This window comes from Cyanobium sp. T1B-Tous, assembly GCF_024345475.1.
Classification (GTDB): domain Bacteria; phylum Cyanobacteriota; class Cyanobacteriia; order PCC-6307; family Cyanobiaceae; genus Cyanobium_A.
In genome coordinates this window covers 67,646-85,377 of record NZ_JAGQBE010000001.1, presented here as the reverse complement: position 1 = coordinate 85,377, position 17,732 = coordinate 67,646, and the positions used below count along the sequence as shown (strand labels likewise).

Annotated in this window: 19 protein-coding genes; 10 read left to right on the top strand and 9 right to left on the bottom strand. The window is 69.0% G+C overall.

All coding sequences use genetic code 11. From position 1 onward, the window contains the following. Genes KBY71_RS00490 through ychF form a run of 3 tightly spaced genes read right to left on the bottom strand, consistent with a single transcriptional unit; the run spans position 1 to position 3,481 of the window. A complete protein-coding gene (locus KBY71_RS00490) occupies positions 1–1,101 on the bottom strand; it encodes an MGDG synthase family glycosyltransferase (protein ID WP_254927034.1) in 1,101 nt (366 codons plus the stop codon). A gap of 5 nt (positions 1,102–1,106) precedes the next feature. Next, a complete protein-coding gene (locus KBY71_RS00485) occupies positions 1,107–2,393 on the bottom strand; it encodes a hypothetical protein (RefSeq protein WP_254927033.1) in 1,287 nt (428 codons plus the stop codon). Then, entirely contained in the window at positions 2,390–3,481 is a 1,092-nt protein-coding gene (gene ychF / locus KBY71_RS00480; RefSeq protein ID WP_254927032.1) for a redox-regulated ATPase YchF, read from the bottom strand. Before ychF ends, KBY71_RS00485 begins: the two co-directional genes overlap by 4 nt. 111 nt (positions 3,482–3,592) lie before the next feature. Here ychF and KBY71_RS00475 point away from each other — a divergent pair, with 111 nt between their 5' ends. Next, positions 3,593–4,732 (top strand): efflux RND transporter periplasmic adaptor subunit, encoded by a 1,140-nt coding sequence (locus KBY71_RS00475; RefSeq protein WP_254927031.1) that lies wholly within the window; start codon positions 3,593–3,595, stop codon positions 4,730–4,732. 24 nt (positions 4,733–4,756) lie between these two features. On the opposite strand, the gene wecB is transcribed toward KBY71_RS00475, so the two are convergent. Beyond that, positions 4,757–5,866 carry a non-hydrolyzing UDP-N-acetylglucosamine 2-epimerase gene (wecB, locus tag KBY71_RS00470; RefSeq protein ID WP_254927030.1) on the bottom strand — a complete coding sequence of 370 codons (1,110 nt, stop codon included), beginning with the start codon at positions 5,864–5,866 and terminating at the stop codon, positions 4,757–4,759. A gap of 107 nt (positions 5,867–5,973) precedes the next feature. Between wecB and KBY71_RS00465 the strand changes: the two genes are divergently transcribed. Next, on the top strand, positions 5,974–7,188 hold the full coding sequence (locus KBY71_RS00465) for a type IV pilus twitching motility protein PilT (RefSeq protein ID WP_254927029.1): 1,215 nt from the start codon (positions 5,974–5,976) through the stop codon (positions 7,186–7,188). Positions 7,189–7,198: 10 nt separating this feature from the next. Here KBY71_RS00465 and KBY71_RS00460 read toward each other — a convergent pair whose 3' ends face one another. Both KBY71_RS00460 and tsaD read right to left on the bottom strand, forming a co-directional pair. After that, on the bottom strand, positions 7,199–7,372 hold the full coding sequence (locus KBY71_RS00460; protein WP_254927058.1) for a high light inducible protein: 174 nt from the start codon (positions 7,370–7,372) through the stop codon (positions 7,199–7,201). Between the two features lie 118 nt (positions 7,373–7,490). Next, a complete protein-coding gene (gene tsaD / locus KBY71_RS00455) occupies positions 7,491–8,588 on the bottom strand; it encodes a tRNA (adenosine(37)-N6)-threonylcarbamoyltransferase complex transferase subunit TsaD (RefSeq protein WP_254927028.1) in 1,098 nt (365 codons plus the stop codon). A 61-nt stretch (positions 8,589–8,649) separates the two neighbouring features. Here tsaD and KBY71_RS00450 point away from each other — a divergent pair, with 61 nt between their 5' ends. Together KBY71_RS00450 and psaJ are read left to right on the top strand one after the other, a co-directional pair. Further along, positions 8,650–9,144: a Photosystem I reaction center subunit III gene (locus KBY71_RS00450; protein ID WP_254927027.1), complete on the top strand. Its 495-nt coding sequence runs from the start codon at positions 8,650–8,652 to the stop codon at positions 9,142–9,144. 43 nt (positions 9,145–9,187) lie between these two features. Further along, complete coding sequence (psaJ, locus tag KBY71_RS00445; RefSeq protein WP_190389022.1) at positions 9,188–9,304, top strand: photosystem I reaction center subunit IX; 117 nt, start codon at positions 9,188–9,190, stop codon at positions 9,302–9,304. A 93-nt stretch (positions 9,305–9,397) separates the two neighbouring features. Here psaJ and gmk read toward each other — a convergent pair whose 3' ends face one another. Beyond that, positions 9,398–9,961, bottom strand: coding sequence for a guanylate kinase (gene gmk, locus KBY71_RS00440; RefSeq protein WP_254927026.1), 564 nt, complete (start codon positions 9,959–9,961; stop codon positions 9,398–9,400). 48 nt (positions 9,962–10,009) lie between these two features. Between gmk and KBY71_RS00435 the strand changes: the two genes are divergently transcribed. Both KBY71_RS00435 and tatC read left to right on the top strand, forming a co-directional pair. Beyond that, positions 10,010–11,695, top strand: coding sequence for an NFACT family protein (locus KBY71_RS00435; protein ID WP_254927025.1), 1,686 nt, complete (start codon positions 10,010–10,012; stop codon positions 11,693–11,695). 2 nt (positions 11,696–11,697) lie between these two features. Then, positions 11,698–12,534, top strand: a complete 837-nt coding sequence (gene tatC, locus KBY71_RS00430; protein ID WP_396095045.1) for a twin-arginine translocase subunit TatC — start codon at positions 11,698–11,700, stop codon at positions 12,532–12,534. Here tatC and KBY71_RS00425 read toward each other — a convergent pair. Beyond that, a complete protein-coding gene (locus KBY71_RS00425; protein WP_254927024.1) occupies positions 12,531–12,893 on the bottom strand; it encodes a DUF3067 family protein in 363 nt (120 codons plus the stop codon). The genes tatC and KBY71_RS00425 overlap by 4 nt on opposite strands. Before the next feature lie 124 nt (positions 12,894–13,017). Here KBY71_RS00425 and petC point away from each other — a divergent pair, with 124 nt between their 5' ends. The 4 genes from petC to cobM are packed head-to-tail and all read left to right on the top strand — an operon-like array spanning position 13,018 to position 16,225. Beyond that, entirely contained in the window at positions 13,018–13,578 is a 561-nt protein-coding gene (gene petC / locus KBY71_RS00420) for a cytochrome b6-f complex iron-sulfur subunit (RefSeq protein WP_254927023.1), read from the top strand. A gap of 48 nt (positions 13,579–13,626) precedes the next feature. After that, entirely contained in the window at positions 13,627–14,574 is a 948-nt protein-coding gene (gene petA / locus KBY71_RS00415; RefSeq protein WP_254927022.1) for a cytochrome f, read from the top strand. After that, positions 14,571–15,431: a prolipoprotein diacylglyceryl transferase gene (lgt, locus tag KBY71_RS00410; RefSeq protein ID WP_254927056.1), complete on the top strand. Its 861-nt coding sequence runs from the start codon at positions 14,571–14,573 to the stop codon at positions 15,429–15,431. Before petA ends, lgt begins: the two co-directional genes overlap by 4 nt. After that, positions 15,428–16,225 (top strand): precorrin-4 C(11)-methyltransferase, encoded by a 798-nt coding sequence (gene cobM / locus KBY71_RS00405; protein WP_261354488.1) that lies wholly within the window; start codon positions 15,428–15,430, stop codon positions 16,223–16,225. The genes lgt and cobM overlap by 4 nt, the downstream gene beginning before the upstream one ends. On the opposite strand, the gene KBY71_RS00400 is transcribed toward cobM, so the two are convergent. Beyond that, complete coding sequence (locus KBY71_RS00400; protein ID WP_254927021.1) at positions 16,187–17,677, bottom strand: FAD-dependent oxidoreductase; 1,491 nt, start codon at positions 17,675–17,677, stop codon at positions 16,187–16,189. The genes cobM and KBY71_RS00400 overlap by 39 nt on opposite strands. Positions 17,678–17,732: the final 55 nt, after the last annotated feature.

Genomic DNA, 17,732 nt, shown 5'->3' with positions numbered 1-17,732 from the left:
CTAAGGGCTCAACCGAGCGAGAAGCCCAGTGGGATCCGCCGACAGACGATGCTGCTGATACCGCTGGCGCAAGGCTGAATAGCCCTCAGGGTCTGCCAGCCATTGGCGCACCAGTGCTGCCAGCTGCTCCGGCCGACGGATCGTGGACTCCAATCCCCGGGCACGGAAATAACGAGGAGCCAACAACTCCTGGGGCATGGTGGTGCCGTAGTGGTTGAACACCAGGGGGCAGGCCATAAACAGAGCCTCGGTGGCGGTGCGCGCTCCCGGACGACTCACCAGGGCCCAGGCCCGCTGATACAGCGCAGCCATCGCCGCCGGATCCTGGTAGCCCAACGCCTCCACCGCCAGCTCCGGGTGCCGCTCCGCCCACGCCTGCAGCTGCTGGCGCACCGCCGGTCGACGGCCGCACAAGGCCACCACCGCCACCTGACCAGCAAAGGGCAACAACTGCTCCAGCAGCGGGATGTGGTTGTTCGCCCCGTTGGAGCCCGTCCCGAGCACCAGCAGGGGTAGCCCCGCCACGGCCGCCGGAGCGGGCCCGGCGTCGTGATACGCCGGGTAGAGAAGGGGGCCCAGGCCCTCCACCGGCACGCCCGGCCGGCGCTGCCGGACCTCCCGCACCACCTCCTCGGTGAGGGCCCAGAACAGATCGGTGCGGCGACTGAGCCAGTTGCGGCTGAACCCGAAGCCACCGTCGAGTTCGGTGCAGCAGGTGATGCAGTGCAGCTGGGGACCCAGCACCCGCTTGGCCAGATCGAAATGGCCCCGATTGGTGTGCGGGTGGGTGGAGATCAGCACGTCCGGACGGAAGTCCTGGAGCTCCCGGATCAGGTAGCGGCGCCCAAAGAGCACGGTGCCAGGTTTGATCAGGTCTTCCAGTTCCATGGCGCGCCAGTAGAGCTGGTGAAGCCAGGGCCGGCGACGCTGGATCCAGTTGTAGAGCTCCACGCCGCCGCGGTAGGTGCTGCTCGAGTGCTCCAGCACCTGATCCACCCGCACCTCCGCATCCGGGCGCAGCCGCGCTAGCCACTGCTGGATCGCCTCGGCTGCCGCGTCGTGGGCCGTGCCGCCACTGGAGGTGTAGATCAGAACGCGCATTCCGATCAGGCCGGGGAGGGCGCGCGGGCCAGGGCGGCAGCCTGCCGCAGCCCCGTGAGGAGCAGCAGCCAGCCCGCCAGGCCCAGGGCCATGGCCATGGGCCGTCCCGGACCCACCCCCAACCCGTCCAGCAGCCAGCGCGGCCAGAGAGGCCAGCTGACGGCAGGACGCAGAACCCCATCCACGAGGGCCGCGAGCCCGACAAAACCCAGCAGCCGGGCGCACCACTCCAGGCTCAGACGCTGGGCAAAACGCCGCGGCTGGTCGAGGGCATTCACCTGCTGCTGCCAGAAGCACTGCAACGCCGCCAAGCTGATGGGAATGCCGGCGCTGAACACCAGAATCCCCAGCCACCAGATGGGCTGCCACCGCTCAAACACCACCAGGCCGGCGCCAATCAAGACCCAACCCTGGACCAGCACGGCAGCCCGCAGCCACGGCAGCGGCCGCACCGGGCGCCGCCAAAGCCACAGGCCCATCCCAAGCCCATAGCCGAGACCGCCCACGAGCAAGGCCATGCCCAGCCGGCCCGGCCCCATCCCAGCCAGCAGCCAGGCGGGGAAGAGAACCTCACAGCCCGCATACACAAACGCCAACACCATTCCAATCCAACCCAGCGGAGCCAGGGTCGGCTCCCGCAGAAGCTGGACCACCTGACGCCGGAAGCTCACCGGTTCGGGACCAGCGAGCGCCAGACCACCGGTGCCGGCCGGGGCCAGGGCAGCAGCCGGCCAGGGCGCCAGAGCCACGCAAAGGAAAGCCCACAGAAAACTGCAGCCATCCAGCCACAGCACCCCAGGCAGGCCAGCCTCTGCTGCCAACCAAGCCCCGAGGAACGGAGCCAAACTGAGCACCAACCCATCAGAGCTGGCAAACAAACCGGCGGCCCGAATCTGGGCCGGCCCCTCGGGCACCAGGGTGCTGATTAACGACGAAAAACAGAGCACAAGGGCCGCTTCCGCCGCTGCCGAGATGGCGAGCAGGGTCAGCAGGATGGCAACAGGCACCTGGGAGCCAACCTGCAATAGCAACAGGGCCAGCCCCACGGTGACGCCCCCCCCAATGGCGTTGGCCACCAGCATGGTGCGGCGCCGCGGCCAGCCAGCCAGACGCTGGCCCAACAGCGGCAGGATCGCCAGGCGGGCCACCTGAACCACCACCGCCACAGCGGCGAAATCCACCACCCGCCACTGCTGCTGAAAGAGCCACAACCCCATGCCATACAGGCTGGCCTGGGTGCCCAGATTCGACACCAGCTGGCCCAGCCACAGCACGGAGAAAGGCCGCTTCACACGTTGAACAGGAACTCCATCACATCCCCCTCGGCCACCACGTACTCCTTGCCCTCGGCCCGCAGCCAGCCCTTGGTGCGGGCCTCCGCCAGGGAGCCGGCCTCGAGCAGCTGCTGGGTGCCAATGGTCTGGGCGCGGATGAAGCCCCGCTCGAAATCGGTGTGAATCACACCGGCGGCCTGGGGGGCGGTCATGCCGGCCTTGATCGTCCAGGCACGGGTTTCCTTCTCCCCCGTGGTGAAGTAGGTGCGCAGGCCCAGCAGGGCGTAGGTGGCCCGGATCAGGCTCTGCAGGCCCCCTTCCTCCACCCCCAGGCCGGCCAGGAATTCGGCGCGGTCCTCCTCGGGCAACTCGATCAGCTCGGCTTCCACCTGGGCCGAGATGCGCACGGTGCCAGCACCCTCCTGCTCCGCCAGGGCCGCCACCTCTTCGCAGTAGGCATTACCTGTGGCCAGATCGTCTTCGCTCACGTTGGTGGCGTAGATGATCGGCTTGGCGGTGAGCAGCCCCAGGGGCTTCACCATCAGCGCCTCCTCCTCGCTCAGCTCGATGCTGCGGGCGGCACCGCCCTGCTCCAACACCGCCTGGATGCGCTCGAGGGCAGCGTCTTCCACCTGGGCCTCCTTGCTGGTGCGCACCTGCTTCTTGAGCCGCTCCCGGCGCTTCTCCACCTGGGAGAGATCGGCCAGACCCAGCTCCAGGTTGATCACTTCGGCGTCGCGGGCGGGGCCCACCGAGCCGCTCACGTGGATCACGTCGTCGTTCTCGAAGCAGCGCACCACGTGCACGATGGCGTCCACTTCGCGGATGTTGGCCAGAAACTTGTTGCCCAGGCCCTCGCCCTGGCTGGCGCCCTTCACGAGGCCGGCGATATCCACGAACTCCACCTTGGTGGGGATGATCTCCTTGCTGCCGCTCAGATCCGAGAGCAGCTGCAGGCGAGGATCCGGCACCGACACGATGCCCGAGTTGGGCTCGATCGTGCAGAAGGGGTAGTTGGCGGCTTCGGCCTGGGCATTGGCCACCAGGGCGTTGAACAGGGTCGACTTGCCCACGTTGGGCAGCCCGACGATTCCGGCTTTGAGCATGGCTGGAATCTACGGGCCGCAGGTGGAACCACCCACCAGCGAAACTAGGGATCTCTGCCCTCCAGGCCGATTCCCACCCTCACCCCCCCAACGGCGGTGCCCAGCCAGTCCGTGGTTCCAGGTCCCTCCACCAGCTCCCGCCCAGGTCCGCGCCGGCCCTGGCGGAGGCGGCGGGTGTGGGCCGCTGCGGCCGCTGGTTTGGTGCTCGTGGCCGGGCTGGGCCTGGCGCAGCGCCAGCGCAGCGGTGGCCGGGCCGATCTCACGCCCTACACGGTTGTGGCCGTGTCCGGTGAGCTGCCCGGAGTGGTGAGCGCCAGCGGCGAGCTGGAGGCCGAGAAGCGGGTGAATGTGAGCCCGAAGCGCCAGGGGGTGATCGACGAGCTCTACGTGGAGGAGGGCGACCCGGTGCGCCGCGGCCAGGCCCTGGCCCGCATGGATCGCGGCGACCTCGACGACCGTCTCGCCGAGCTCCAGGCCCAGCTCACCTCCGGCCAGGCCCAGCTGGCCCGCAGCCGCAGCGAGATGGAGCGCAACCAACGCCTCTACCGCCAGAACGCCATCAGCCTGAGCGACTACAACACCGTCCGCAGCACCTTCCTGGTGGATCAGGCCGCCGTACAGGCCGCCAAGATGAGGCTGGAAGCGCGCCAGGTGGAACAGGCCGACCTGGTGGTGCGAGCGCCGTTCGACGGGGTGGTGACCCAGCGCTTCGCCGATCCCGGCGCCTTTGTGACCCCCACCACCACCGCCTCCGCCACCGCCGGCGCCACCAGCTCCTCGATCGTGGAGCTGGCCCAGGGCCTCGAGGTGGTGGCGAAGGTGCCCGAGAGCGACATCGGCCGGGTGCGCCTGGGCCAGAGCGCCACGGTGCGCGCCGATGCCTTCCCCGACCAGCGCTTCGAGGCCCGGGTCAAGCGGATCACCCCCCGCGCGGTGAAGCTCAACAACGTCACCTCCTTCGATGTGGTGCTGCGCCTGGTGGGCGACCCCTCCCAGCTGCGCATCGGCATGACCGCCGATGTGGGCTTCCAGACCGGCCGGGTGCAGGCCGACACCCTCGTGCCAACCGTGGCGATCGTCACCGAAGCCGGGCGACCGGGGGTGCTGCTGGTGGGCAAGAAGAACCAGCCCACCTTCCAGCCGGTGGAGCTCGGCATCAGCAGCGGCAAAGACACCCAGATCCTCTCGGGCCTCAAGAGCGGCACCCGGGTGTTCATCGACCTGCCCCCCTGGGCCCAGAAGCGCAAATAGATCGGCGGCTCGGGGCGGGGACCCTCAGGCGGCCAGAAACGTGCGGGCAGCCTCCACAATCCGCCCCGACGCCTGGCCATCACCGAAGGGGTTGTGGGCCCGGGCCATGGCCTCGTAGGCGGCCGGATCATCCAGCAGGCGACTGGCCTCGGCCACGATGTCGGCGCTGTCGGTGCCGATCAGCCGCGCCGTGCCCGCCTCCACCGCCTCGGGCCGCTCGGTGGTGCGGCGCAGCACTAACACCGGCTTGCCCAACGACGGCGCCTCCTCCTGCAAGCCGCCCGAATCGCTCATCACCAGGGTGGCGCCACGCATCGCCGCCACCAGCTGGTCGTAGTCGAGGGGCTCCACCAAAAAGGCGCGGGGATGGTCACCCAGCAGCGCCTGCAGCGGTTCGCGCACCGTGGGATTGCGGTGCAGGGGCAGCAGCAGGGCCGTGTCGGGGTAGCGATCCAGCAGCTCGCGGAAACCGAGGCCGATGTCCTGCAGCCGCTCGCCCCAGTTCTCGCGGCGGTGCACCGTGGCCAGAATCACCCGCTGCGTCTCAAAATCCAGGCCCGGCAGCACGTAGGGAGGCGCCTGCTCCGCCATCAGCAGCAGGGCATCGATCACCGTGTTGCCCGTGGTGAGCACCGTGCCCACCACCCCCGAAGCCCGGCAGTTGGCCGCTGACAGGGGCGTGGGGGCGAAGTGGAGCTGGGTGAGCTGGGAAATCAGGCGCCGATTGGCCTCCTCCGGAAAGGGATCGAGGAGGTTGTCGGTGCGCAGCCCCGCCTCCACGTGGCCCACCGGGATCTGCTCGTAGAAGGCCGCCAAGGCTGAGGCGAAGGCCGTGGTGGTGTCGCCCTGCACCAGCACCAGATCAGGCCGGTGGGTGGTGAACTCTTCCTTGAGGCCCTGCAGGGCCCCGCAGGTGATGTGGGTGAGGGTCTGCCTCGGGGCCATCAGGGCCAGGTCGTGGTCGGCCACCAGGCCAAACAGGCCCATCACCTGGGTCACCATCTCCCGGTGCTGGCCCGTGAGCACCACCCGGGTGCGGAAATCCTCGGCCTGCTGGAACGCCCGGATCACCGGCGCCAGCTTGATGGCCTCCGGACGGGTGCCCAGCACGATCGTGACAAGGGGCTTGGACACCGGGGCGCTGCAGACGGCTGGATCCTACGAACGTTGGCCGGCGCGGATGCCGGGGCTGACAGGAACGCCCGCAGCGGCGAAGCTGGGGCCATTCCGGTGGCCGCCCGATGACAACCTCGCCCTTTCCCCCCTCGCCCTTTCCCCCCTCCCCTTTCCCCCCGGCCGCCCCTCCTGACGCCCCTGCCGCTGCACCGGAGGCGCCCGCACCGGCACCCGCGGCACCCAGCAGCGGTGGTGGCATCCGGCTCGACAACGGCAGCCAGCCCGACACCCTCGAGGGCATCGTGCGCATCGCCAACGAGAAGGGCTATTCCGACGTCCACCTGGGGGTGGGGGAGGAGCCCCGCTACAGGGCCCGGGGCGAGATGGCCGGCACCGGTTGGCCCGTGACCGATGCGGCCACCTTCAACGCCTGGATGCGGGAGATGCTCAGCCCCGTCGAAATCGACGCCTTCCAGCGCGACAAGGAATACGACGGATCCCACGCCTTCCCGTTCGTGCGGGTGCGGATCAACCTGATGGATTCGCTGCGGGGGCCAGCCATGGTGCTGCGGTTGATCCCCCAGAGGATCGCCACCCTCGAAGACCTGAATCTGCCCTCGGTGCTGAAGGAGCTCTGCGCCCGACCCAAGGGCATGATCCTGATCACCGGGCCCACCGGCTCCGGTAAGAGCACCACGCTCGCCGCGATGATCGACTGGATCAACCGCAACATGAGCCGCCACATCCTCACGATCGAGGATCCGGTGGAATTCGTGCACGAGAGCCGGCAGTCGTTGATCCGCCACCGGGAGGTGGGGCAGCACACCAAGCTGTTCCACAACGCCCTGCGGGCGGCCCTGCGGGAAGACCCCGACGTGATCCTGATCGGGGAGATCCGCGACCAGGAAACCCTGGCCACCGCCATTGAGGCGTCCCAAACCGGCCACCTGGTGTTCGGCACCCTGCACACCAACTCCGCCGTCAAGACGGTCGAGCGGGTGCTGGGCATGTACCCGCCGAGCGAACAGGACAGCGTGCGCCGTGCCGTGTCGGAATCCCTGCTGGGGGTGATTGCCCAGGGCCTGCTGAAAACCACCGACGGCAAGCGGGCCGCTTACCACGACATCCTGATCAACACCGACGCCTGCAAGGACTACATCCAGCGCGGCGAACTCGATGAGATCGAGGAAATCATGAAGCGCAGCGCCTTCGACGGCATGCAGACCTCCAACCAGGCCCTGCAGCACTTGGTGGAAGAGAACCGGGTCGCCCCGGAAGACGCCCTCGCCCAGAGCCTCAAGCCCAACGAGCTCGCCCAGGCCCTGCGGGGACGCACCTGAAACGGGCGGGCTAGTGGCTCGCCAGCCGGGCCACCAGCAGCACCGACAGACCCACCGAGAGTCCGAGCATGGCCAGCCGGCCATTCCAGATCTCGGCCTGGGGGGTGAACCCCCGGCGCCAGGCGTTCAGCTCGGTGCCACTCACCAACTCGGTGCCGGTTTCATCGTCAACGCTGGATTCCAGGTGGGTGCTGGGTTCCCGCTCGAGGGTCGAACACTCCTGGTCCTGGCGGGATTCGCGCTCACCGTTGAGGGGGGTCATGGCGCCGCACCGATCCCGCAGGGGCACCAGCCTACGGGCATTAAAAGCAAGCCTGCGATTCATACAGCCGATCCGCCTGCTCCAGGGGCAGCCGGGCCGCCACCGCGAGCTCCAGGGAGCTGTGCTGACCGGCCGTCAGCCGCTGGGCCGCCGCCACCCCGATCATGGCCGCGTTGTCGGTGCAGTAAGCGAGCGGCGCCACGCGCCAGGCCAGGCCATCCCGCTGACAGCGCGCCTCCAGCAGGGCCCGCAGCCGCCGGTTGGCGGCCACACCCCCCACTAGCACCAGGGTGCCCAGCCCCTGCTCCCGGGCGCAACGACAGCTGCGCTCCACCAGCACCTCCGCCACCACCTGCTCAAAGCTCGCGGCCAGGTCGGCCAGGGGCAGGGCCTCGGCTGGGCTGTCTGGGCTGTCTGGGCTGGCTGGGACGGAATCCCGAGCCGCCTCGAGGGCCCGCACCTGGCGCAGCATCGCCGTTTTGAGGCCACTGAAGCTGAAGTCGTAGGGGTAAAAGCCCCCCTCGGGCCGCGACACCCGGCCCTTGGGCAGGGCAAAGCGACGGGGATCCCCATCCAGGCCGGCCGCTTCGATCGCCGGACCGCCCGGATAGCCCAGGTCCAGCAGCCGGGCCACCTTGTCGAAGGCCTCGCCGGCCGCATCGTCGTGGCTGCGGCCGAGGCGCTGGTACTGGCCCGGTCCATCGACCCGCAGCAATTCGGTGTGGCCGCCGCTCACCAGCAGCACCAGGTAAGGGCCGGGGGGCAGGGGATCGCCGAGCTGCACGGAGCAGAGGTGACCCTCCAGATGGTGCACGGCCACAAAGGGTTTGGCATGGAGGCGCGCCAGGGTGCGGCCGGTCACCGAGGCCACCAACAGGGCCCCCACCAGGCCTGGAGCGGCGGTGGCCGCAATGCCATCCAGCTCAGCCAGGGCCACACCGCTCTCCCGACACACCTGATCGATCAGCTGGGGCAGGGCTTCCACATGGCGCCGGGAGGCGATTTCCGGCACCACCCCACCCCAGCGGGCGTGCTCCTCCACCTGGGAGGCCACGGCGCTGGCGAGCACCGTTTGATCCCGCACAATCGCTGCCGCCGACTCGTCACAACTTGTTTCGAGGGCAAGAACCGTCGCCATCCGATTCGGGGAGCTCCCGTACTGTCCAGTGGTGTCATCCTGCCCCGCGGCCCTGCGTCCGATGCGCCGTCTTTTTTCCCGCAGACTCTTCGCAGTCCTGCTCTCCGCCTTCCTGCTTCTCGGCTTCGCTCCCGTGGCCAAGGCGGATGTGGCGGGGCTGACCCCCTGCTCTGAAAGTGCTCGCTTCCAGCAGCGTGCCGCCGGAGCCAAGACCGACCAGGCCAAGGCTCGCTTCGCGATGTACAGCCAGGCCGTCTGCGGCGCCGATGGCCTGCCCCACCTGATCGTGGACGGCCGCTGGAGCCATGCCGGTGACTTCATGATCCCCGGTATCGCCTTCCTCTACATCGCCGGTTGCATCGGCTGGGCTGGCCGCAACTACCTGCGGGCGATTCGCAACGACAAGGACGCCGCGATGAAGGAGATCCAGATCGATCTGCCCCTGGCCCTCAAGAGCACCCTGGCGGCTGCCACCTGGCCCCTGGCCGCCTTTGGCGAGCTCACCAGCGGCAAGCTGCTCGAATCCGACGACAAGGTCACGGTTTCACCCCGCTGAACGGCGAATCCCTGAGCCGTTTCAACTCCCCTGATTTCCAGCCATGAAAAAGTTCCTCACCACCGCTCCGGTGTTCGCCGCCATCTGGTTCAGCGTCACCGCGGGCATCCTGATCGAATTCAACCGCTTCTTCCCCGACCTGCTGTTCCACCCCCTCTAAGGGAATGGCGTCAGATCTCGAGAAGATCGAGTCATCAGCGGCCCTCAAGGGCCGCTTTTTTGTTGCCGCTCCAGATCCGCCAGGTGCGGCGCGCTAACCCGCCAGCCCCATCAACCGCTCGAGCTCCTGCACAGCGCTGTCGAGCTCGCCATTGACCACCACTGCATCAAACTCCGGCGCCGCCGCCAGCTCCACCCGGGCCCGCTCCAGGCGTCGGGCGATGGCCTCCTCCGTGTCGGTGCCGCGGCCCCGGATGCGCCGCTCCAGCTCCGCAAAGCTGGGGGGCTCCACGAAGATCTGAAAGCCGGCCGCAAAGCTGCGCCGCACCTGGCGGGCGCCCTCCAGCTCGATCTCCAGCAGCACCGGTCGGCCCGCGGCGAGCTGGGCCTCCACCGGTTGGCGGGGCGTGCCATAGAGGTTGCCCGCAAATTCGGCCCACTCCAGAAAGCCGCCCTCGGCCACCTGCCGCTCAAAGCCCTCGCGGCTCAGGAAGAAATAGTGCTCGCCCTCCACCTCCCCAGCCCGGGGGGAGCGGGTGGTGGCCGAGATCGACAGCCAGATTTCCGGGTGGTGGCCCAGCAGCCGCTGCACCAGGGTGCCCTTGCCCACCCCGCTGGGGCCGGTGATCAGGGTGAGGCGGCCGGGCGGGGCGCTCATGGCAGGCGTCAGCTCTGGCCAGCAGAGTAGAAGCCAGCCTCGTAGCCCATGGCCCCCTCCCGCCTCCAGGCCCCCTCCCGACTTCAGGCACTCGACGTCACAACCCTGCGGGCGGTGCTGGCCGAATGGCGGCCGCTGCTGCTGCCGAGCCGCTTTGAAAAGGCCCAACAGGCCAGCTCCCATGCCCTGCAGATCGGCCTGCGCAGCCTCAGCGGGGCCCATTGGCTGGAACTGAGCTGGCAGGCGGAAGCGGCCCGGCTGCACACGATCCCGCCGCCACCCCGCCAGGGGGATGGCAGCACCCTGGCCCAACAGCTGCAGCACGCCCTGCGGGGCCTGGCCCTGGTGGAGATCCGCCAGCAGGGCTGGGAACGGGTGGTGGAACTCGGCTTTGCCCGGCGCCCGGGCGAGCCGGCGTTGCGCTGGCTGGTGGCCGAACTGATGGGGCGCTACAGCAACCTGCTGCTCCTGGACGCGGACCGCCAGGTGGTGGCCCTGGCGCGCCAGGTGAAGCCGCAGCAATCACGGCTGCGGCCGATCGGCACCGGCGACCCCTACCAACCACCCCCACCCCTGGCCGGGGAACCGCCGCGGCTGGAGGAGGGCTTCGACAGCTGGCAGCGGCGGCTCCGCCTGGTGCCCCTGCCGCTGCAACAGGCCCTGCGGGAGAGCTACCAGGGCATCAGTCCGGCCCTGGTGCGCCAGCTGCTGCCCACCGGCTGGGGGGATCAGGCCGTCAGCGCCCTCAGCCCCGCCCAGTGGCAGCAGCTCTGGCAGACCTGGCACCGCTGGCTCACGGCGGTGGAGGGCGAGCACTTCGGCTGGCAGCAGACCGCCGAGGGCTACTGCTGCTGGGGCACGGACACGGCCCCCGGGCCCCTCGCCGTCAACCGTGGCCTGGCGACCTATTTCGCCGCCCACCTGGGTGCCCAGGAACTGCTGCAGCGGCGCCAGCAGCTGCGCCACCGGCTCGAGGCTGCCGCCGCGCGTGAAACCCGGCAGGCCAGCGAGCAGGAGGCCCTGCTGGCGGCGGTGCCGGAAGGGGAAGCCCTGCAGCGCCGCGCCGATGCCCTGCTGAGCCAACGGCAACCCAGCCGCCAGTGCATCGATGAGGCCCAGAAGCTCTACAAAACCGCCCGCAAACGGCGCCGCTCCGTGGCGGCGATCACCCCCCGCCTGGAGCTGCACCGGCAGCGGCTGGCCGGGCTGGAGGCCAGCCTCACCTACCTCGACCAGGCCGACAGCCTCGACCAGGTGGCCAGCCTGGCCAGCGAGCTGGAGGCCCTGCTGGGCGACCGCAAGCTCAGCAGCCAGGGGGGCCGGCGCCAGGCCCGTCACGGCCAGGGCGCCGAGGGACAGCCCCAACCCCTGGAGCTGCACACCACGGCCGGCCTGCCCCTGCAGGTGGGCCGTAACCACCGCCAGAACGAATGGATCGCCTTTCGCCAGGCCCGCCGCGGCGATCTCTGGTTTCACGCCCAGGAAATCCCCGGCAGCCACGTGGTGCTGAAGAGTTCCCAGCAGCCGCCGAGCGAGGGGGATCTGCAGGCCGCCGCCGATCTGGCGGCCCACTTCAGCCGGGGCCGCGGCAACCGGCGGGTGCCGGTGGTGATGGTGCCCACCGAGGAGCTGCAACGCATTCCCGGTGCCGCCCCCGGTACGGTGCGTCATCGGGGCGGCACCGTGCTGTGGGGCGAACCGCAACGCGCTCTTAGCCTGCTGCCGGAGCCGTGACCATGAGCCCCGAACCCGAAACCTCACCCACCAACCCGTCCACCGCGGCCCCGCCCCTGGAAGCCCCAGCCCCAATCCGGATCCCCGTCCCCTCCGGAGCTGGAGACCCACCCGACAGCGACTTCCCGGACGAAGTCGACATGAGCCTGGTGGACCACCTCGAGGAGCTGCGCCGGCGGGTGCTGCGCAGCCTGCTGGCGGTGGTGGTGGCGGCGGCGGCCTGCCTGCTGGCGGTCAAACCGTTGGTGCGGATGCTGGAGATGCCAGCCGAGGGCATCCGTTTTCTGCAGCTGGCCCCGGGGGAGTTCCTGTTTGTCTCCCTGAAGGTGGCGGGCTACGCCGGCCTCACCCTGGCCCTGCCCTACGTGCTCTACGAGGGGCTGGCCTTCGTGCTGCCAGGCCTCACCCGGCGCGAACGCAACCTGGTGGCACCAGCGGTGGCGGGCTCAGCCGTGCTGTTCGCCGCCGGCCTGGCCTTCGCCTGGTGGGCCCTGGTGCCGGCTGCCCTGCGCTTCCTGGTGAGCTACGGCGCCGATGTGGTCGAACCGAGCTGGTCGATTGAGCGCTACCTCGACTTCGTGCTGCTGCTGATGGTGGCGACGGCCCTGGCCTTCCAGCTGCCGGTGCTGCAGCTGCTGCTGGGCGCCCTGGGCCTGGTGAAGGCCCAGCCGATGCTGGCGGGCTGGCGCTGGGTGGTGCTGGCCAGCGCCCTGGCCGGCGCCGTGCTCACCCCCTCCACCGATCCGGTGACGATGCTGCTGCTCTCCGGAGCGATCACCGCCCTCTATCTGATTGGGGTGGGACTGGTGGCCTTCACCGAGCGGCTGCGCCCCGCCTAGAGAAGGAATTCACTGGCCCGGCCGGCGGGCATCTCCAGGGCCAGCCCCAGGGCCTTGCCGAGCCGCGGTTTGTCGGTGGTGGTGAGCAACCAACGACGCACCTGGCCCGCCACCCCCAGCCCGTTGAGCAGACCCACCAGCTCCTCGAGCTTGGCGCGGTAGCCCTCCTCGCTCAGCGGGAAGGACTGCTGCTCGAGGTAGGCCCACATCACCTGCAGGTACACCCTGCCCCGGCGCTGCACCAGCTGCAGGTCGTAGGAGACCTGCCAGCGGGCCTGCAGCATGTCCCACACCTCCTGCGCTGACAGGGGTCCATCGCCCGCGGCGGCTGGGGAAAGGGGGCTGGGGGGCTGGGACACGCCCGAGGTCACACAACGGATTGCACAACAGCATGTTGCAGGCCCAGCCGCGGCCGGGCAGTGGTGCCCCGGGGCCGCGCAGGCAAGGTTCATAATGGGCGCCACGTTGTCCCGGCACGTCTTCATGACCCAGATGCCTGCGAGCGCTTCATCCAGCGCCTCAACTGGTGATGTGCCCGGAATGGGTCGTCGGCAGTTCATGAACCTGCTGACCTTTGGATCGGTCACCGGGGTCGCCCTGGGCGCCCTCTATCCCGTGGCCCGCTACTTCATCCCCCCCAAGGCCGCTGGCAGCGGCGGGGGCACCACCGCCAAGGACGAGCTCGGCAACAGCGTCACGGCCACCGGCTGGTTGAGCACCCACAAGGAGGGCGACCGCAGCCTGGTGCAGGGCCTCAAGGGTGATCCCACCTACCTGCTCGTCGAAGGCAGCGATGCCATTGGCAGCTACGGCATCAACGCCATCTGCACCCACTTGGGCTGCGTGGTGCCCTGGAACAGCGGTGCCAACAAGTTCATGTGCCCCTGCCACGGCTCCCAGTACGACGCCACCGGCAAGGTGGTGCGCGGCCCCGCCCCGCTGTCCCTGGCCCTGGCCCATGTGTCGGTCGAGAACGACAACGTGTTCCTGAGCCAGTGGACCGAAACTGACTTCCGCACCGGCGACAAGCCCTGGTGGGCCTGATCCTCCCGATCCCCGTTTCCCCCTTCCCGTCTGTCGCCTGATCCCGTGATGCGTCGTTCCCTCTCCCTGCTGCTTGGCTCTCTGGTGGGCACCGCCCTGAGCCTGGCCGTGCTGCTCGCCGGTGCCAGCCCCAGCTGGGCCTACCCCTTCTGGGCCCAGCAGAACTACGCCAGCCCCCGGGAAGCCACCGGCAAGATCGTCTGCGCCAACTGCCACCTGGCCAAGAAAGCCACCCGGGTCGAAGTGCCCCAGGCGATCTTCCCCGACACGGTGTTCAAGGCCGTGGTTGAAATCCCTTACGACACCAGCGTTCAGCAGGTGTCCGGCGACGGCAGCCCCACCGGTCTCAACGTGGGTGCCGTGGTGATGCTGCCCGAAGGCTTCACCCTCGCTCCCCAGGACCGGCTCAGCGATGAGCTGAAGGAGGAAACGGCGGGGATCTACTACACCCAGTACTCCGACGACCAGCCCAACATCCTGCTGGTGGGTCCGATTCCCGGCGACCAGCACCAGGAGATCGTCTTCCCGATCCTCTCCCCTGATCCGGCCACCGACAGCAGCATCCACTTCGGCAAATACCAGCTGCACGTGGGCGGCAACCGGGGCCGCGGCCAGGTGTATCCCACCGGCGAGAAGAGCAACAACGGTGTGTTCAATGCCCCTGTAAGTGGCCTGGTTTCCGCCATCTCCGCTGGGGACAACGGGGCCTCCGTGGTGGAAATCACCGCAGCCGACGGCAGCAAGTCCAGCGAAACCGTTCCAGCCGGGCCCACCATCACCGTGGCCGTGGGTGAAGCCGTGACCGCCGGTGCACCGCTCACCAACGATCCGAACGTGGGTGGCTTCGGCCAGATTGACGCCGAAGTGGTGCTGCAGAACCCGGTGCGCATCTACGGCCTGCTGGCCTTCTTCGCCGCCATTGCCCTGGCCCAGATCATGTTGGTGCTCAAGAAGCGCCAGGTGGAGAAAGTCCAGGCCGCTGAAGGCCTCATCTGAGCAGCGTGCTTGCCACCTTCACCTCTCCGGGGCCCCTGGTTTTCCAGCTGGGCCCCGTTGCCTTGCGGTGGTATGGCCTGCTGATCGCCGTGGCCGTGCTGCTGGGGCTCAGCCTGGCCACCCGCCTCGGCCGGGCCCGCGGCATCGAGCCCGGCCTGATCGCCGACCTGTTGCCCGTGCTGGTGCTGGGGGCGGTGATCGGCGCCCGGCTCTATTACGTCGCTCTGGAATGGCGCCAGTATTCCGGCAACTGGCTGGATGCGATCGCCATCTGGCGCGGTGGCATCGCCATCCACGGCGCCCTGTTGGGGGGCACCCTCGCCACCGTGCTCTTCTGCCGCTGGCGGCGCCAGCCCTTCTGGCCCCTGCTCGATGTGCTGGTTCCGGCCGTGGCCCTCGGTCAGGCCATCGGCCGCTGGGGCAACTTCTTCAACTCCGAGGCCTTCGGCCGGCCCACGGATTTGCCCTGGAAACTCTTCATCCCGGTGGCCCAGCGGCCGGTGGAATTCCTCGATCAGGCCCACTTCCACCCCACCTTCCTCTACGAGTCGGTGTGGAACCTCGGGGTGTGCCTCCTCCTGCTGGTGCTGTTTCGCCAAGCCAGCCGCGGCCGCATCCAGCTGCTCCCCGGGGCCCTGAGTTGCGTGTATCTGATGGCCTACAGCAGCGGACGGGTGTGGATTGAGGGCCTGCGGCTCGATCCCCTCTGCCTGCTGGCCAATCCCCCCTTCTGCGAGGGCGGCCTGCGCATGGCCCAGCTGGTGAGCCTCGTGCTGATCGGCCTCGGCGCTGCCGGGCTCTGGTGGCTCTACCGCCGCCGCCGTCCCTTTCCCGACCCCAGTGGAGTGTCCATTTGACCGCCTCACCCGCCGCCGCTGATCCCGGCCTGACCCCCAAACCGGTGTGGATTGTCGGTGCCGGCCCCGGTGCCCCCGACCTGCTCACCTTGCGGGCAGCCCGGATGATCGAGCAGGCAGACGTTCTGGTGTGGACCGATTCCCTCGTCAATCCCCAGATCGCAGCCCTGGCCCCCGAGGGCTGTGAGCAGGTGCGCACCAGCACCCTCACCCTGGAGCAGGTGATGGAGGTGGTGCTGGATCGGGCCAGGGCCGGCAAGACCGTCGTGCGTCTCCACGACGGCGACCCCTGCCTCTACGGCGCCATCGCCGAACAGATCTGCCGCCTGGCCGATGCGGGCATCGGCGTGGAGGTGGTGCCGGGCCTGAGTGCCTACCAGGCCGCCGCCTCGGCCCTGCAGAGCGAACTCACCATCCCCGGCCTGGTGCAGACCATCGTGCTGGGCCGGGCCGGTGGCCGCACCGGCGTACCCGAACGGGAAGCCCTGGAGCGGTTGGCAGCCCTGCGGGCCTCCCTCTGCCTCTACCTCAGTGCTCGGCACGTGGATGAGGTGCAGGCCGAGCTGCTGCGCCACTACCCCGCCGACACCCCCGTGGCAATCGGCTACCGGGTGAGCTGGCCTGACCAGTGGCTCAGCGTCGTTCCCCTGGCTCAGATGGCCCAGGTGAGCCGCGAGCGGTCCCTGATCCGCACCACCCTGTACGTGGTGAGTCCGGCCCTGGCCGCACCGGAAGAGGCCCGCTCCAAGCTCTACTCAGCCAGCCACAACCACCTGTTCCGGGGCGGCGCCTGAGGCGGCGTCTCCATAGAGCTCCCGGGCCAGCCGGTCGCGATCAAAACGGCAGCCCAGGCGCTCCACGATCGCCTCCACATCCCGAGCTCCATTGCCCAGGCAGCAGGTGCCCCCCGGTGACGGCGTGACGTTGAACACCAGGCCTGGACAGGCCGCAATGCTGGCTTCACCCAGCATCAGCTTGCGGTTGATCTTGTCGATCAGCTGGGGGCGCACCCCGCCATAGCCCTCGGCGAAGCTGAGATCACGGAGCTGCATGCCGGGCACAATCTTGCGGGCATCAGCCAGAAACAGGCGCCGCCGCAACCAGGGCACCTCGAACAGCAGGTTCTTGAGGATGTAGTTGCGGATGTCGGCGATGCGGAACAGCTGCCAGAACACGGACAGCACGGCCCAGTCGAGCCGCAGCACCTTCAGAAATTCCCAGAAGGAAGCCGGCTTGTAGCGCTCCAGCAGCGGCAGCAGCAGGGCGGTGGGACCGAAGCGGGTCTTGCCGGGGGCCCGCACGTCCGGGTCGCCGTGGATGGCGGCGAAGGGCAGCTTGTCGTTCTGCACCGTGTACACCTTGCCCTGGAGCAGGTCGGGGGTGAAGTAGAAGCTGCCGGCCACCGGCAGGCAGGAATACTCGAGCCCATAGCCCATGCGCTGGGCCATCAGCAGGCTGTGGGCACCGGCGTTCACCACCACGTGGCGGGCCCGCACGCTGCGCGCCACTTCACCGGCGGCGCTGGAGCAACCGGGGGTGGGAGCCAGCGCAACCCGAAAGGCATCTCCCTCGGGGGTGATGGTGCCCACGCTGGTGCCGAGCTGCACGGTGAGCTGGCGGTCGGTGCCAGCCACGGCGGCCTCCGCCTGGGCCACAAACGAGGCCGAAAGCTCCTCGTAATCCACGGCGGTGTAGGTGCGGCGGATACCGATGGCCACCAGCTCTTCCGGACGGGGCTGGCCGTTGAGCAGGGCCACCTGGGGTTCCCACTCAGCGATCTGTTCCTGATCGAGCAGTTCCATCGCCGGGAAATGGGGCGAGAAGCGCGCAAAGCGCTCCCGCAGGAAGGCACACTCCTTCTCCCCCACGCCGAGCACCATTTTCGGGGTCCGGAACACGCAGCGATCGCGGGTGGCTGGATCGAGCAGATCGGCGTAGTGCACGATCATTTCGGCCGTGCGCTTCACCCGCACCGCCTTCTCCAGGGTGTAGTTGGTCTCGATGTCGCCGCAGTGGATCGTCTGGCTGTTGTTGGTGGCCTTGGAATTCACCCGGGCTAGGGCGTCGTAGCGCTCCACTAGCAGGATCCGCCCCACATCGGTGTAGCGGGCCAGCTCAAACAGCAGCGCGGTGCCACACACCCCACCCCCCACGATCAACACATCCACGTCCTGGGATGGGGGGTCGAGCTGCGCTGGATGGATGGGCGCGGGATCGGGGGCCGGGGTGTCGGGGGTCGCGCTCACACGGTGGGACTGGTTCTGCCCCCATGGTGGCGGATGGGCCGCCGGCCGTGTTTTA

Excerpts from the sequence above, each read along its gene's own strand:
- gmk (WP_254927026.1), bottom strand. The coding sequence starts at position 9,961 with ATGAGCGCCCCGCCCGGCCGCCTCACCCTGATCACCGGCCCCAGCGGG.
- psaJ (WP_190389022.1), top strand. The coding sequence starts at position 9,188 with ATGAAAAAGTTCCTCACCACCGCTCCGGTGTTCGCCGCCATCTGGTTC.
- KBY71_RS00450 (WP_254927027.1), top strand. The coding sequence starts at position 8,650 with ATGCGCCGTCTTTTTTCCCGCAGACTCTTCGCAGTCCTGCTCTCCGCC.
- tsaD (WP_254927028.1), bottom strand. The coding sequence starts at position 8,588 with ATGGCGACGGTTCTTGCCCTCGAAACAAGTTGTGACGAGTCGGCGGCA.
- petA (WP_254927022.1), top strand. The coding sequence starts at position 13,627 with ATGCGTCGTTCCCTCTCCCTGCTGCTTGGCTCTCTGGTGGGCACCGCC.
- KBY71_RS00465 (WP_254927029.1), top strand. The coding sequence starts at position 5,974 with ATGACAACCTCGCCCTTTCCCCCCTCGCCCTTTCCCCCCTCCCCTTTC.
- petC (WP_254927023.1), top strand. The coding sequence starts at position 13,018 with ATGACCCAGATGCCTGCGAGCGCTTCATCCAGCGCCTCAACTGGTGAT.
- tatC (WP_396095045.1), top strand. The coding sequence starts at position 11,698 with ATGAGCCCCGAACCCGAAACCTCACCCACCAACCCGTCCACCGCGGCC.
- ychF (WP_254927032.1), bottom strand. The coding sequence starts at position 3,481 with ATGCTCAAAGCCGGAATCGTCGGGCTGCCCAACGTGGGCAAGTCGACC.
- KBY71_RS00490 (WP_254927034.1), bottom strand. The coding sequence starts at position 1,101 with ATGCGCGTTCTGATCTACACCTCCAGTGGCGGCACGGCCCACGACGCG.
- KBY71_RS00435 (WP_254927025.1), top strand. The coding sequence starts at position 10,010 with ATGGCCCCCTCCCGCCTCCAGGCCCCCTCCCGACTTCAGGCACTCGAC.